The 14,672-nt window shown below is 65.7% G+C and carries 13 protein-coding genes and 1 tRNA gene; 8 read left to right on the top strand and 6 right to left on the bottom strand.

What is annotated here, in order from left to right:
• Nucleotides 1-15 precede the first annotated feature (15 nt).
• Nucleotides 16-693, bottom strand: a complete 678-nt coding sequence (locus ACMGDH_RS14520) for a prolyl hydroxylase family protein (protein ID WP_436828686.1) — start codon at nt 691-693, stop codon at nt 16-18.
• 119 nt (nt 694-812) lie between these two features.
• Here ACMGDH_RS14520 and ACMGDH_RS14515 point away from each other — a divergent pair, with 119 nt between their 5' ends.
• From ACMGDH_RS14515 to ACMGDH_RS14505, 3 genes are all read left to right on the top strand, one after another.
• Entirely contained in the window at nt 813-1,520 is a 708-nt protein-coding gene (locus tag ACMGDH_RS14515) for an ATPase, T2SS/T4P/T4SS family (RefSeq protein ID WP_436828685.1), read from the top strand.
• Nucleotides 1,521-1,576: 56 nt separating this feature from the next.
• Nucleotides 1,577-1,653 (top strand) — tRNA-His (locus tag ACMGDH_RS14510).
• Nucleotides 1,654-1,709: 56 nt separating this feature from the next.
• A complete protein-coding gene (locus ACMGDH_RS14505) occupies nt 1,710-2,762 on the top strand; it encodes a Leu/Phe/Val dehydrogenase (protein ID WP_436828684.1) in 1,053 nt (350 codons plus the stop codon).
• Between the two features lie 43 nt (nt 2,763-2,805).
• On the opposite strand, the gene ACMGDH_RS14500 is transcribed toward ACMGDH_RS14505, so the two are convergent.
• Together ACMGDH_RS14500 and ACMGDH_RS14495 are read right to left on the bottom strand one after the other, a co-directional pair.
• Nucleotides 2,806-3,642, bottom strand: coding sequence for an alpha/beta fold hydrolase (locus tag ACMGDH_RS14500; RefSeq protein WP_436828683.1), 837 nt, complete (start codon nt 3,640-3,642; stop codon nt 2,806-2,808).
• A gap of 232 nt (nt 3,643-3,874) precedes the next feature.
• Nucleotides 3,875-4,156: a hypothetical protein gene (locus ACMGDH_RS14495; protein WP_436828682.1), complete on the bottom strand. Its 282-nt coding sequence runs from the start codon at nt 4,154-4,156 to the stop codon at nt 3,875-3,877.
• 226 nt (nt 4,157-4,382) lie between these two features.
• Between ACMGDH_RS14495 and ACMGDH_RS14490 the strand changes: the two genes are divergently transcribed.
• The 5 genes from ACMGDH_RS14490 to paoC all read left to right on the top strand — a co-directional run bounded on the left by ACMGDH_RS14490 (nt 4,383) and on the right by paoC (nt 9,592).
• Nucleotides 4,383-4,853, top strand: coding sequence for a carboxymuconolactone decarboxylase family protein (locus ACMGDH_RS14490; protein ID WP_436828681.1), 471 nt, complete (start codon nt 4,383-4,385; stop codon nt 4,851-4,853).
• Nucleotides 4,850-5,710, top strand: a complete 861-nt coding sequence (locus ACMGDH_RS14485) for a sigma-70 family RNA polymerase sigma factor (protein ID WP_436828680.1) — start codon at nt 4,850-4,852, stop codon at nt 5,708-5,710. The genes ACMGDH_RS14490 and ACMGDH_RS14485 overlap by 4 nt, the downstream gene beginning before the upstream one ends.
• A gap of 96 nt (nt 5,711-5,806) precedes the next feature.
• Nucleotides 5,807-6,442: an aldehyde dehydrogenase iron-sulfur subunit PaoA gene (paoA, locus tag ACMGDH_RS14480; protein WP_436828679.1), complete on the top strand. Its 636-nt coding sequence runs from the start codon at nt 5,807-5,809 to the stop codon at nt 6,440-6,442.
• Nucleotides 6,439-7,389, top strand: a complete 951-nt coding sequence (locus ACMGDH_RS14475) for an FAD binding domain-containing protein (RefSeq protein WP_436828678.1) — start codon at nt 6,439-6,441, stop codon at nt 7,387-7,389. The genes paoA and ACMGDH_RS14475 overlap by 4 nt, the downstream gene beginning before the upstream one ends.
• Before the next feature lie 4 nt (nt 7,390-7,393).
• Nucleotides 7,394-9,592, top strand: coding sequence for an aldehyde oxidoreductase molybdenum-binding subunit PaoC (gene paoC, locus ACMGDH_RS14470; RefSeq protein WP_436828677.1), 2,199 nt, complete (start codon nt 7,394-7,396; stop codon nt 9,590-9,592).
• 166 nt (nt 9,593-9,758) lie between these two features.
• Here the strand turns inward: paoC and ACMGDH_RS14465 are convergent, their stop codons facing one another.
• The 3 genes from ACMGDH_RS14465 to ACMGDH_RS14455 all read right to left on the bottom strand — a co-directional run bounded on the left by ACMGDH_RS14465 (nt 9,759) and on the right by ACMGDH_RS14455 (nt 14,646).
• Nucleotides 9,759-11,108 (bottom strand): M28 family metallopeptidase, encoded by a 1,350-nt coding sequence (locus ACMGDH_RS14465; RefSeq protein ID WP_436828676.1) that lies wholly within the window; start codon nt 11,106-11,108, stop codon nt 9,759-9,761.
• 785 nt (nt 11,109-11,893) lie between these two features.
• Nucleotides 11,894-13,867, bottom strand: a complete 1,974-nt coding sequence (locus ACMGDH_RS14460; protein ID WP_436828675.1) for an ATP-binding protein — start codon at nt 13,865-13,867, stop codon at nt 11,894-11,896.
• A 320-nt stretch (nt 13,868-14,187) separates the two neighbouring features.
• Nucleotides 14,188-14,646, bottom strand: a complete 459-nt coding sequence (locus ACMGDH_RS14455; RefSeq protein ID WP_436828674.1) for a YaiI/YqxD family protein — start codon at nt 14,644-14,646, stop codon at nt 14,188-14,190.
• Between the last annotated feature and the right edge of the window lie 26 nt (nt 14,647-14,672).

Genomic DNA, 14,672 nt, shown 5'->3' with positions numbered 1-14,672 from the left:
CGGGGCCCTTTTCGTTCAGCCCCAGGGACGCTCGCGGAACCACTGGGTGACGACGTATTTGGTCCCTGCCCGAACCTTCATCGCGTGATGGATCGTCGACGGGTTGGGCGAGCCGTCGGGGCGCAGGTTGTTCCAGGCGAGCAGCTTGCCCGTCTCGGGCTGGACGATCTTGTCGACAGCCTTGAAACGCGTGGCGCCGCCCGCCTCGACTTCGTTGAGATAGAGCATCACCGTCCAGGTGCGCTGGCCGGCGACGCTGCAATATTTGGCGAAGTCCAGTCCGGCGGGTTCGAAATAATCGGTGTGCGCCTTGAACTCCTGGCCGATGGCATAGCGCTGCCCCTGCATCGGTTCGCCATGCGCCGGATCGAGGCCGGTGAGCTCCACGATGCGGCGCTTGAGCTCGATCACGAGGGGCTCGTCAGCATCGAGGTCGCAGGTCTCGCTGGTGCGGAAGGCATAGTCGCCATTGGGGTCCGCGATGGTCGAGGGGCGGCGCTTGACGTCGATCTGGCGCATAAGCTGCCGGCAAATCTCGGGATCGAGGAAGTTCCTGACGATGAACATCGCGACCTTGGGGTGCGGCACGCGCTGCACGCCCGGATGGCACATGATATGCTCGACGACGGGTTCGGACGGGTGGCCCGAACCGAAGTTGGGAACGGCGGGAGCGGAGAGGGGGGCAGTCTGCATGGCGGCGATTCTGCCAAATCGCGGCGCGGCATGCCAGCTTCGATCGAACCAGACTGTAGACATGAAAACGTCATGAAAATGAAGCGCGTGCGTCACATTGCCTCGGCAGTCCGCTCGTGATGAGCACCGCGGCAGAGCTCGAGACCGAAGCGCCCTCCGGCGGCGTCGATGCACCTGCGCTCCTGCAGCTCGGCATGCCGTCGCGATTGCGGGCAGCGGTGGCGCGGGCACGCTCGCGGCTCACGGGTCTGTGGGTGATCACCGGTAGCGAGACGGCGGATACGATCGCCACGCTGGCAGGGGAGATCGGCGCGGTGCACGCGCCTCAGCTCGACGATCGCGCCGCAGTCAACGCCGCGCTCGAGGCGGCCGAACGGGGAATAGTGCTCGCCGGCGCGGCGGGCGGCGACGCGATCCAGTCCATATTGATGCTGCGCCGACTGGCGAGCGATCGCTTCGCACTTGCCGCGATGCTGCGGCTGCTGATCGCGCAGCGCGTCGCGCCCGGGCTCTGCGGTGCCTGCCGGCGCCCCGAGCAGGCCTATGGCTCTCTGGCAGCATTGCTCGGGCTCGATCCGGGAGCGATCCTATGGGAGGCGCCGGGATGCGAATCGTGCGGCGGGACCGGAAGCGCGGGGCGCGTGCACGTGTTCGAGGGGGTAGAGGTCGATTCGGCGATGCGCCGGCTGATCTATGATGGTGCCGACGCACCACTGCTCGCGCGGCATGCCTTCCTCAACACGCCCAACCTTGCGTCGGCGGCACGGCGGCTCGCGCGCGAGGGCTTGATCGCTCCCGAAGCGGCGGTCCAAATCTCGCGCAGTTGAGACGGTAATCATCTTGCGTTCGGGCCGAGCCGCGGCTAAGCGCGCAATCCTTCACGGCGGTCGTAGCTCAGTTGGTTAGAGCATCGGTTTGTGGTACCGAGGGTCGCGGGTTCAAGTCCCGTCGTCCGCCCCATTTCCCCTTCGCCAGCGCGCGGGAGACAGCTGCGCGGCGACCGCAGGATTTACGGCGTGATCACCGACTGGGGCTTCCCTGATTTCGACGACCATGAAGGCGTGCACTTGTTCTCGGACCGCGCGAGCGGGCTAAGCGCAATCATCGCGGTGCATTCCACGGCGCTGGGCCCCGCTGCGGGGGGCGTGCGCTTCTGGCACTATGCCGATCATCGCGCCGCCATCACCGATGCGCTGCGGCTCTCGCGGGGCATGAGCTACAAGAACGCGATGGCCAATCTGCCGATGGGCGGGGGCAAGGGCGTGGTGCTCGCGAGCCGGCCCGGCGAGGAGATCAGCGCCGCCCAGCTCGAAGCGTTCGGCCGCGCGGTCGAATCGCTGGACGGGCGCTATGTGACTGCCGAGGATGTCGGCATGTCCGAAGCGCGGATGAAGCTGGTGGCGACGCAGACGCGACACGTCTCGGGCCTTCCGGCCGAAGCGGGCAGCGCGGGCGGCGACCCAGGCCCGGTGACTGCGATGGGCGTCTATCTGGGGATCAAGGCGGCGGCGAAGCGTGCGCTCGGCGCCGATACGATGGCTGGCGTGCGCGTGGCGATCCAGGGTGTGGGTTCGGTCGGCGGCGGAGTGGCGCGGCTGCTCGCGGCGGAGGGTGCGAGCCTCGCGCTGGCCGACGTCAATGCTGAGCGTGCGAAGGCGCTTGCGGCCGAGCTCGGCGCGGCGGCCGTGGACGCCGACGCGATCCTCACGCGCGAGACCGACGTGCTGAGCCCCTGCGCGCTCGGCGCGATCCTGAGCGAGCGCTCGATCCCCGAACTCAAGTGCAAGATCGTCGCAGGCGCCGCGAACAACCAGCTCGCGACGCGCGAAGACGGACACCGACTCCACGACCGCGGCATTCTCTACGCGCCCGATTACGTGATCAACGCCGGTGGCATCATCAACGTGGGCCTGGAGTATCTCGGCCACGGCGATCGCGCCGAAGTCGATGCGCGCGTCGCCAAAATTCCCGAGCGGCTGATCGAAGTATGGGACGAGAGCGGCCGCACCGGCGATCCCGAGAGCGAAGTCGCTGATCGGATCGCCCAACGGCTGATCGGGCGGGGCTGAGACCCGGTATCCCCTCCCTGGCGAACAGGGAGGGGAGAGCGCATCACTTGCGGATGAACGCCAGAAGGTCCGGATTGATGATCTCCGGGTGTGTGGTGCACATGCCGTGCGGCAGGCCCGGATAGACCTTCAGCTCGGCGCCAGGCACCAGCTTGGCCGCGAGCAGCGCCGAATCCGCGATCGGCACGATCTGATCGTCTTCACCGTGCATGATCAGCGTCGGCACGGTGATCGCCTTCAGATCCTCGGTGAAGTCGGTCTCCGAAAAGGCCTTGATGCATTCGTAATGCGCGTTGGCCGCGCCCATCATGCCCTGGCGCCACCAATTGTCGATCATGCCCTGCTTCACTTCAGCGCCGGCGCGGTTGAAGCCGAAAAACGGGCCAGCCGGTACATCGACGAAGAATTGCGCGCGATTGGACGCAGTCTGCTGGCGGAAGCCGTCGAACACTTCGATCGGCAGGCCACCGGGATTCGATTCCTTCTTGACCATCACCGGTGGCACCGCGCCGATCAGGACAGCCTTGGCGACCCGGCTGCTTGCCTGGCCATGCCGGGCGACATAGCGGGCGACTTCGCCACCGCCGGTCGAGTGGCCGATGTGGATGGCACCCTGCAGATCGAGCGCGTCGGCGAGCGCCGCAACATCGGCGGCATAGGTGTCCATCTCGTGCCCGCCCGAAGTCTGGGTCGACCGGCCGTGACCGCGGCGATCGTGCGCGACCACGCGGAAGCCTTCGCCCAGGAAGAACATCATCTGGGCGTCCCAGTCATCCGCGGAGAGCGGCCAGCCGTGGTGGAAGACGATTGGCTGAGCGCCGTGCGGCCCCCAATCCTTGTAGAAAATCTCGGTACCATCGGCGGTGGTGACGAAAGGCATGGCGTGCGCTCCTGAAATGAGGATGGGAAGCGCTGCAGCGCTCGTCTGCGCCGGTGTGCACGCCTCTCCCCGAAGCCCGGTGCAGTCGCGATCTGTTCTCGCGCGTCCGTGCCAAGCCTAGGCAGCCGACGAGACGGAAAAAAGACATTTCGCTACCGGTCCAGAAAATTTCCGTGTGCGGCAGCGGCCGGACGTCAGCCGTCCGGCCGGCGATCCGGTCTTCTCAGCGGTTTCAATCGTCCCAGTCGCGATCCCAACCATAGGACCAGTCGCGATCACGCTTCCGCCAATCCTTGCGGGCCTCGCGCATGTCCTTCCAATATTCGCGCTCGGCTTCGCGCCGGTCCTTTTCAAATTCGCGGCGCGCCTCGTTCCGGTCCTTCCAATATTCCCGTTCGGCTTCGCGCCGGTCCTTCCAATATTCGTGTGCATCCTCATAGGATTGTGCGGCAGCGGGCGACGCGGCAGCAACTCCGGTGAGCGCGACGGCGGCGGCCAGGATGAACTTCATCATCGTTCGGCTCCTTGAAGGCCCGGCTTCTCGGGCGTGGGACGAATGATAAGGCCGCATGCCTGAACCGGGCGCGACACCGCCGTTCATCATCCGGACAGACCCAGGAACCTGTCCGATCTGCGGGGCGGCTCGCCGTAGGAACGTGGCGAGCATAAAAAAATCGCACGCCATGTCACATCCGGTCCGCCCACCTCGTCATGTCATCACCACCCAATGGAGATGACCGATGACCCAGCGTCTTGATCCCTTCGCCGCCGCGCCCGCCCAGATGAAGGCGTGGCTCGACATGTCGCTCAAGATCGCGCCTTCGATCGAGCAGAGCCTGCTCGAGCTGGTGAAGATCCGCGCCTCGCAGATCAACGGCTGCGCCAACTGCCTGAAGATGCACACCGCCGAGGCGCGCAAGGCCGGCGAGAGCGAGGAACGCCTCTATCTGCTGAGCGCGTGGCGGGAGGCACCCAGCTTCACTGCACGCGAACGCGCGGCGCTGGCATGGACCGAGGCGCTGACTCTGGTATCCACCGAACGCGCGCCGGACGAGGTTTATGCCGAGTTCGCGTTCGAGTTCAGCGAGGAGGAGCAGGTGCAGATCACGCTCATGATCAACGCGATCAACGGTTGGAACCGTCTCGCGGTGGGGTTCAACCTCTTCTACGACGAGAAGCCCGCCGTCGCGCGCGAGACCGTGGCCGCGTGAGCGAGGACGCGGCAGCGTCTTTCGATCCGCTGCGTCCGCGGCTGACCCGCATCGCCTATCGCATGCTGGGGTCGGTCGCGGACGCCGAGGACATGGTGCAGGACGCCTTCGTGCGCTGGCTCGGCACCGACCGAGCCGAAGTGCACGAGCCCGAGGCGTTCCTGCGCCGGGTCGTCACGCGCCTGTGCCTCGATCAATTGAAGTCGGCTCGCGCGCGGCGCGAGACCTATGTCGGACCATGGCTGCCCGAGCCGGTAGTGGAACCAGAGGACGGCGAAGTGGACGATGTCACGCTGCCGCTGATGCTCGCGCTCGAACGGCTCTCGCCGCTGGAGCGTGCGGCGTTCCTGCTCCACGACGTGTTCGGGCTGGGCTTCGACGAGATCGCCGAAACGATCGGGCGCGATTCCGCTGCGTGCCGCCAGCTCGCCAGCCGCGCGCGTACGCACGTTCGCGCAGCCCGGCCCCGGTTCGATGTTCCCAAGGAGCGCGGGCTCGAGATCGCTGCGGCATTCTTTCAGGCGTCGCGGAGCGGTGACATGGCGGGTCTGCGCACGCTGCTGGCGAACGATGTCGCGGTCCATTCGGACGGCGGCGGAAAGGTGCCTGCGGGGTTGCGCCCGATCATCGGCATCGACGATGTGATGAAGCTCCAGACATCGCTCGCGCGCTTCTTCGCCAAGGATATGTCGCGGGTGGTGCGCTACGGCTTCGTCAATGGTCTGCCGGGTTTCGTCACGATGGAATCGGGCGGCGTGCTGCAGACCACCGCGCTCGCGATCGCGGACGGCCGGATCGTGGGCATCTATGTGATGCGCAACCCCGACAAGCTGCGCCACCTCGGTGCCGTCCACTAGCGATCTTCGCGGGCGCGCAGTTTCGATCAAAGCACTTGCCCACACAACGATTAGGAGAGAAACCGGACGGAAAGTGCACCAAGGATCAGATGTACCATGCACAACCCCGGGGAAATCGAAGTGTCGAGGCGCGAGTTGCTCGCAGGAGGTGCTGCGATCGGCGCGGTGACGGCAGTGCCTGCTGCCGAAGCCAAGGCCGCGCTGCCGCAGGCGCAGCCGAGCGTGACTCGGGTGGCGTTCGAAGTGAACGGCAAGCCCCAGGCGCTGGATCTCGACACGCGCACCACCTTGCTCGACGCGCTGCGCGAGCATCTACACCTTACCGGCACAAAGAAGGGCTGCGACCACGGCCAGTGCGGCGCGTGCACCGTGATCGTCGACGGGCGCCGGATAAACTCGTGCCTGAGCCTGGCGGTGATGCACGAGGGCGACAAGATCACCACGATCGAAGGGCTCGGCACGCCCGAGAACATGCATCCGATGCAGTCCGCCTTCGTGCGGCACGATGGCTATCAGTGCGGCTATTGCACGCCGGGGCAGATCTGCTCGGCGGTCGCGGTGCTCGACGAGATCGCGGCGGGTGTTCCCAGCCATGTGACCGAAGACCTGAACAGGAAACCCAGGTTCAGCAACGCCGAGCTGCGCGAGCGGATGAGCGGCAACATCTGCCGCTGCGGCGCCTATTCGAACATTGCCGAAGCGATCGCCGAAGTCGCGGGGAGGCGCGCATGAAGCCGTTCACGTACGAGCGCATTTCGTCGCCCGCCGAAGCCGCGGCGGCGGCCGCGCGCACCCAAGGCGCCAAGTTCATCGCGGGCGGAACTAATTTGCTCGACCTGATGAAGCTCGAGATCGAGGCGCCGACGCACCTGATCGACGTGAACGGCCTGGGCCTCGACAAGATCGAGAAGACCAGCGACGGCGGCCTTCGCATCGGCGCGTTGGTGCGCAACACCGATCTCGCGGCCGACAAGCGCGTGCGCAAGGATTACGCAGTGCTCAGCCGCGCGCTGCTCGCCGGCGCCTCGGGCCAGCTCCGCAACAAGGCGACGACCGCGGGCAACCTGCTCCAGCGGACGCGCTGCCCCTATTTTTACGACACCAACCAGCCCTGCAACAAACGCCGCCCCGGAAGCGGCTGTGCGGCGATCGGTGGCTACAGCCGGCAGCTCGGCGTGATCGGGGTGAGCGATGCGTGCATCGCGACGCACCCGAGCGACATGGCGGTGGCGATGCGCGCGCTCGACGCGACGGTGGACACGGTGAAGCCCGACGGGGCGGTTAGGGCGATCCCCATCGCCGACTTTCACCGGCTTCCCGGCGACACGCCGCATATCGAAACCGCGCTCGAACCCGGCGAGCTGATCACTGCGGTGACGCTGCCCAAGCCGGTGGGCGGCAAGCATTTCTACCACAAGGTGCGCGACCGGGCTTCCTATGCCTTCGCGCTCGTCTCGGTCGCCGCGATCGTCCAGCGCGACGGCAGCGGGCGCGTCGCCATTGGCGGCGTGGCGCACAAGCCGTGGCGCGTCGAGGCGGCCGAGACCTCGTTGCCCAAGGGAGCGAAGGCGGTTGCGGCGCAGCTCTTCGCGGGAGCGCGGCCGACGCACGACAATGCGTTCAAGCTGGTGCTGGCCGAGCGCACGCTCGGTGCGGTGCTCGCCGAAGCGAGGGGGTGAGGCCATGAAGTTCGATACGCCTGCCGGCACCAACCCGATCGACCAGCTCAAGGTGGTAGGCCGGCCCACCGACCGGATCGACGGTCCGCTCAAGACCACGGGCACCGCGCCCTATGCCTATGAGCAGCATGCCGCCGCGCCCAATGCCGCCTATGGCTATGTCGTCGGATCCGCGATCGGCAAGGGGCGGATCGCCTCGATCGACCTCGCCGACGCCAAGGCTGCGCCGGGCGTGCTCGCGATCGTCACGGCCGAGAATGCGGGCAAGCTCACCAAGGGCGATTTCAACACCGCCGTCCTGCTCGGCGGGCCCGAGATCCAGCATTACCACCAGGCCGTGGCCGTGGTGGTCGCGGAGACCTTCGAGCAGGCGCGCGCCGCCGCGCAGCTCGTGCGGGTGGACTATGCGCGGGGCAAGGGCAGCTTCGATCTTTCCGCGGTGCGCGACAGCGCGAAGCTGCCCGAGCGCAGCCGCGGCGATACCAAGGTGGGGGACTTCGACACTGCCTTCACCGCCGCGCCGGTCCAGCTCGACGCGACCTACACCACACCCGACCAGAGCCATGCGATGATGGAGCCGCACGCTTCGATCGCGGCATGGGAAGGTGACAAGCTCACAATCTGGACCTCGAACCAGATGATCGACTGGGGCAAGGGCGACGTCGCCAAGACGTTGGGAATCCCCAAGGACAATGTCCGGCTGGTCTCGCCCTTCATCGGCGGCGGGTTCGGCGGGAAGCTGTTCGTTCGCTCGGATGCGATCCTTGCGGCGCTGGGCGCGCGGGCGGCGAAGCGGCCGGTCAAGGTTGCGCTCCAGCGGCCGCTGATGGCGAACAACACCACGCACCGCCCGGCGACGATCCAGCGGATCCGCATCGGTGCCGACCGGCAGGGCAAGATCAGCGCGATCGCGCACGAGGAATGGTGCGGCGACCTGCCCGGCGGCGGGCCCGAGAATTCGGTGGCGCAGACGCACCTGCTCTATGCCGGCGCCAACCGGCTGATCCGGCAGCGGCTCGCGGTGCTCGACCTGCCCGAGGCGAATGCGATGCGCGCGCCGGGCGAGGCGCCGGGGCTGATGGCGCTCGAGATCGCCATGGACGAGATGGCCGAGAAGCTCGGGATCGATCCGGTCGAGTTCCGCGCGATCAACGACACCCAGGTCGATCCGGAGAAGCCCGGGCGGACCTTCTCGCAGCGCCGGTTGATCGAGTGCATGCGCACCGGCGCGGCGCGGTTCGGCTGGGACAAGCGCAATCCGAAGCCGGGACAGGTTCGTGACGGCCGCTGGCTCGTCGGGCTCGGCATGGCGGCGGCGTTCCGCAACAACATCAACATGAAGTCGGCGGCGCGGGTGCGGCTCGACAGCCGCGGCGTGGTGACGGTCGAGACCGACATGACCGACATCGGCACCGGGAGCTACACCATCCTCGCCCAGACCGCGGCGGAGATGATGGGTGTGCCGCTGGAGCGGGTGGTGGTGAAGCTCGGGGATTCGGACTTTCCGATCTCGGCCGGGTCGGGTGGGCAGTGGGGTGGCAACAGCGCCAGCGCAGGTGTCTATGCTGCCTGCGTCAAGCTTCGGGAGACGGTGGCGCAGAAGCTGGGCTTCAACACCACCGAGGTCGCGTTCCAGGACGGCAACGTCATTGCCGGCGGGCGCCCCGTGCCGCTTGCCCAGGCGGCGGCGGGCGGCGAGATCGTCGTCGAGGACGTGATGGAATATGGCGACTTGGCCGAGAAGTACCAGCAATCGACCTTCGGCGCGCATTTCGTCGAGGCGGCGGTGGACGGCTGGACCGGCGAGATCCGCGTCCGGCGGATGCTGGCGGTGTGCGCCGCGGGCCGCATCCTCAACCCCAAGGCGGCGCGCAGCCAGGTGATCGGGGCGATGACGATGGGCGTCGGCGCGGCGCTGATGGAGGAGCTCGCGGTCGACAAGCGCTTCGGCTTCTTCGTCAACCACGACCTCGCGAGCTACGAAGTCCCCGTCCACGCCGACATCCCGTACCAGGAAGTGATCTTCCTGGAGGAGACCGACCCCACCACTTCGCCGATGAAGGCGAAGGGGGTGGGCGAGCTCGGCCTGTGCGGCGTGGGCGCGGCGATCGCCAATGCGATCTACAACGCCACCGGGGCCCGCGTTCGCGACTATCCGATCACGCTCGACAAGTTCCTCGACAAGCTGCCGGCGGTCGCCTGAGGGAAAGCGGCACGACCGGCGGCACTCGATCCGTTCGCCCTGAGCTTGTCGAAGGGCGCCTACCCCCAGGCGAACCGCATTCGGGAACCGCCCTTCGACAGGCTCAGGGCGAACGGGGAGGGTTGGTCTGCCTGAGCCTCTTACTCCGGCCGTCCGCCGCGGGGGCTTACTCCGGTCGTCCGCCCTCCTTCCATTCGGGCCGTGCGGTGCTGTTCGCGAGGCTGCGCAGCGGCTTGACCAGCGATTGAATCGCGCGGGTCATGAACGCGGTGTCTAGATTGGCGACGGTATCCTCGGGGGTGTGATAGGTGGGGATCACCGCCCAGCCCGAGACGGTGTGGGCGACCACGCCCTTGAGCGCCAAAGCGTAATTGTCCGAGCGCTGGAAGAAGTTCTGCTCGGGATAGGGATCGGCGGTCACCAGCGCGCCGTGTGCCTTGAGCGTCTCGCCGAAGGTCGAGCGCTCGAACCCGGTCATCATCATCGTGCCGGCGGGAAGCTTGGGGTCCTGCGCGCCTATCATCTCGAACTCGAGGTTGGCGACGATCTGGTCGAGCGGCACCGGCGGATGCTCGGCGAAATAATGCGCGCCGAAGCCGCCGGCCTCCTCGCTGCCATAGGCGACGAACAGGATGCCGCGCTTGTTGCGCTTACCGACCGCGAGCGCCTGCGCCAGCTCGAGCACCGCGGTGGTGCCCGAGGCGTCGTCGTTGGCGCCGTACATCACCTTGCCGTCCGGCCGGACGCCCAGATGATCGACATGCGCGCTGAGCAGGATCACGCCCCCCGCGGGATCGGTGCCGGGGAGATAGCCGACCGCGTTGGTGGTGATCCGGGTTTCCTCGACCAGGCCGGGAAGCTCGAGCGCCACTTCGGCGCCCTGCTGCGCGGCCAGCTTGTCGAAGCTGGCGTCGTCGAGCGCGATCACGCTGGTGCGCGGATCGGGCTGGTCGCCCTTCAGATAGCGCGGCAGCCGCGGCGCACCGCCGAGCTTTTCGTAGAGGTCGCGCGCCTCCGCGGTCGCGCGCACGATCACCAGCCGCGCAGTCGCCGGCTGCACCCGCGCCGCGGCGCGGACCGCGCCTGCCTGCGGATCGGTGAGCATCACCACCTCCGCGGCGGGGATCTGCGCGGGATCGCTGCCGCCATAGACCGCGAGCTTGCCGCGGACCGGCTGGCCCGAGGAGAAGAACAGCAGCGGCGCCGCCAGCTGCTCCCCGCCGACGCTGAGCACCGGCGCGCCGTTCAGCCGCATCCGGACGATCTCGATCGGCTGGGTGTAGCCGGTCATCCCCGGTGCGGGCTGGAGGCCATAGCCGCGGAAGGCGGCGCCGACATAGGCGGCGGCCATCGCCTCGTCCGGGCTCGCGCTCTCGCGCCCCCGCAGCGCCTCACCCGCCAGATAGGAAACGTGCCCGCGCACCGATTCCTCGCGGACCGTCTGGGCCTGTGCCGCAGGAACGAGGAGGCCGGCCGCCAGCGTGCCGGCGAGGAGGATGGTCTTCAGCTTGTGCATGTTGCCCCGGTGGTTGGAATTTCGGCGAAGCTTAGGAAGCGGCGGGGCGGAGGGCAACCGGCGCGGCCGATTTGGGGCGGGAGGCGGCGCGCGCGATAAAGCGGCCGCGACGTGATCGTTGCGCGCCAGGGGAACGCCATGGAGATCGCGCCGAGATGCCCCGAAGTTGACACTAAGTTTACACTGTCGCGCCTGTATCCAGCACATCGCGCCGTCACCGTGATGTGACGATCGGCGGAGCTTGGGAAGCGGCGGGGCGAGGGCAAGGGGGCGCGGGTGACAAGACCCGATCTGGTTGACTCGGTTGACTCGAAACGGGGTTTTGTGGGCGGCGTTGACTCGCCAGGATATTGAAACGACGTGATAATTTTTTTGGCGTGGTTGGCACACGCGCCGGGTTCGCGCCCGTGACGCGACACCCACGCTACACATACGCGACACGCACGCGCCACCGACGCTACAGCTACGCGCCACTGACGCGACACCCACGCTACAGCTACGCGCCGCTCACGCGCCACCGGCGCGACACCTAAGCGACGGCCTGGCGGCGCCGAAGCCGCAGGCGCGCGCCATGCGCGTTGACCGGATGTTGCGAACTGGATCAATCCGAGGAGCCCCGATAGGCCGACGGCAAGGCCGACCGCCCGAGGCAAGCAGACGAAATCCTACATTGCAAGGGAGGATGGCGGAGATTGGCCGATTGCTGACAGCGGCTGTCGACGACAGATTGCGCAAGCCGCCATCCGTTCATGATAGCCAGTTCGACGAATTAGTAGGGGTCTCGGTCAATCTATTCCAAGATGCTTAAAGAAAGCCTGGTTGCGTGCTTTCGCAGAGGATAGCACTTCGCTGAAAGACGCAATCTCAATGAACGTCTTATAGTTCGAGTCCCACCAATAGTATGACGCGCTACCAGCTCTCTGGCTGAACTGTCCGAGGTCTCTCATCACTTGCCGGAGGGACTTCGTGATGTCGGCAACGATATAGCAGGTGAATGGTGTGTCTTCTGATATGTTCCTAAGCGGACTGCCGTCGAACTTTATTGCCTCTCCCGAGTCTCTGAGCTGCTGCACATAGCTGCGAACTTGAGAAATCGGATTGTCCGTCAGCGTGTAGTCGTCACGCTTGGGCCGCTTGAACTCCACGATCGTAATCGGCTGGCTGTGATCGTCCGAATTGAAGCCAAGTCCGAGATCGAACAGGGTGATATCCGGCCGGTCTTTAGCCGAAGCATCGGCAGTAACCTGACTCTTCATTTTTCGGTCGGAGTTGAAATACGTGTAAAATGCCAAGCGATCATCTATCAGCCAAAGGTTGTGGTCCTCGTATCCGAGTTCCTGACTCGTAGAATTTAGCGGACATATGATACCGTGTACGATTTTCTCGTAGTGAGAGGTCTCGTCTTCAATGTCCTTATATCGAAGCCCCGCCTCAAAGATCTCCAAGATGGACTTTCTGCGCGCGACGTATTCTGCCAAGGAGGACATTGCGTCCTCCTTGAGCTTCTGCATGAACTCCTCCGTCTGCTGCTCGACGTCGGGGAGCTCATTTTTATAGGCCTCGGAGTAGCCACGCTTCCGTCTCTTATAGTCCCGAAGGGAGCTCCGAGACAGCTCCACGAAAATCTCCTCCTCGCTCTGGTTGGAGAGGTGCAGACTCTCCGCGACGTCGTTCGCGTGGCGTGCAGCGTAGAAGAAGCGCGGGTGCTCACGACCGATTGCGACGATCCGATCGGCTTGTTTCTGCCTGATCTCCTTGATCTCCGGATCAAGGAACTCCTTCGCCCGCTGCTTGGCAGCATCGACGATTGTAGCAATCTGTTCTTCGTCGAGCGAGAAGGCGGTCCGCATGTCGTTCGCGTTGCTATCAAGGAATTGCGACTCGACATAGCCAAGGAAGGCGTACTTCGAGTCGATGGCCTTCATGCCCAGAACGCTGTCGAGCTCATGTCGTGTCACCGCCCTTCCATTCGCCCCGAGATACAGCGCATTCACGCTTCTTTCGTCGTCGGAGATACTCTTCGGCAGCAGGAAGCAGTGGATCGTGAACGTTTCCGGAATCGAATCGACAGAGAACGTGAAATCGCTGTCACGCTCGACCTTCTCGCTGAAGATATCGAACAGATCGATTGCGTCGGCCTGGGGATCCGTCTCATCGACGATCACGATCTCCGGATGGGAGATGTTCGTAAAGTAGCTCACGAAGTGCGCGATCAGCCTGTTCGCGAACGTGTCCGCCTTCTTTGGGAGCCGAGACGCGAACACGCTCTTGAAAGGGTTGATCGTGATGGAGGTCCCGATCTCCTCCCGCCCCGAGGCGATTTCGGTATAGTCCGCAACTGGGTCGGTCACGGTGAACCGGAACGTACACGTCCGAACTTTATCGTCGAGGCCGATGAAGCTACTCCTAATGGCCGCCTCATCCGATACCTTGAGCCATAGGAGGCGGCCGACGCCCTTTCCTCCCAACTTCGCCTTCTTGCGACTGTCGAACTTCCTGAGTGAGGTGAGGTTGTCGCTGGTGAAGCCGACTCCGTTGTCCGCGACCGTGAAGCCGGTGTATTCAGCCCGCTGATCCCCATGCAGCGTAATGTTGATGCGGCCCCTTGCGAGTCCGTCCGGACCGAAGCGCTCCTCGATCGCGTGGATGGAATTCATCACGGCTTCGAACAGCGGATAGATTGCATTTTTCACGTTGGGCGCGAGCGAGATGTTCTCAATTCGCCCGGCGTTGTCGCTGAGCCACCCACCTTCGAACACGTCAGACTTCCCCCCGGTCAACTACCCGCCACCAACCTACCGGGCGCGATCATTGAGAGCAACGTGCCTCCGTCGATCTCACAAGAAGCGGACGGATACGCCTCAGGAGGAGGAAAGTGACTAACGACCATCTCCCGTCGCAAGCGGATACTGCTCGATCCCTGCGAATCGCCGGATCAAGCATTCCCGTGAAGTATGTGCCGCTATTCTTCCCGGTTCGTGACTAGTCTGCACCGACCGCAGCTTGCAGGACGCTTGGTCCGGGGCGCTAAATGTCCCTAGCCGCCGGCTATGTCGTCATCCGTAACAGCGCAGCCCCGCTACCGCCCCCGCTTGACCGCCACCACCGCCGCATCCAGCGCCTGCAGGAACCGCGAGCGGTCCGTCGCGGCGAAAGGCTTCGGCCCGCCGAGCTGATCGCCGCCCGCGCGCAAGTCCGCCATGATCGCGCGGGTGGCGATCGCTCCGCCGATCGAGCTGGTGGTGAAGGGCTTGCCGGTGGGGGAGAGGACGCGGGCGCCGGCTTTCAGGGCGCGGTCTGCCAGCAGGATGTCGGCGGTGATCACGATCGCGCCGGGGCCGGCCTGCTCGGCGATCCAGTCGTCGGCGGCGTCGAAGGAGTCGCTCACCACCTGGCGGGTGACCAGCGGGTGGGCGGGGACGCGGAGGTGCTGGTTGCTGACCACCACCACGGGGACTTCGTGGCGCCAGGCGACCTTGTAGATCTCGTCCTTCACCGGGCAGGCGTCGGCGTCGACCAGGATGCGGGGGGTGGGCATCTGGGGGTTCCCTTTGTGCGAAGCGC

This window comes from Sphingomonas radicis (assembly GCF_051400635.1).
Taxonomy (GTDB): Bacteria; Pseudomonadota; Alphaproteobacteria; order Sphingomonadales; family Sphingomonadaceae; genus Sphingomonas.
This window is presented reverse-complemented; position numbering and strand designations above follow the sequence as displayed.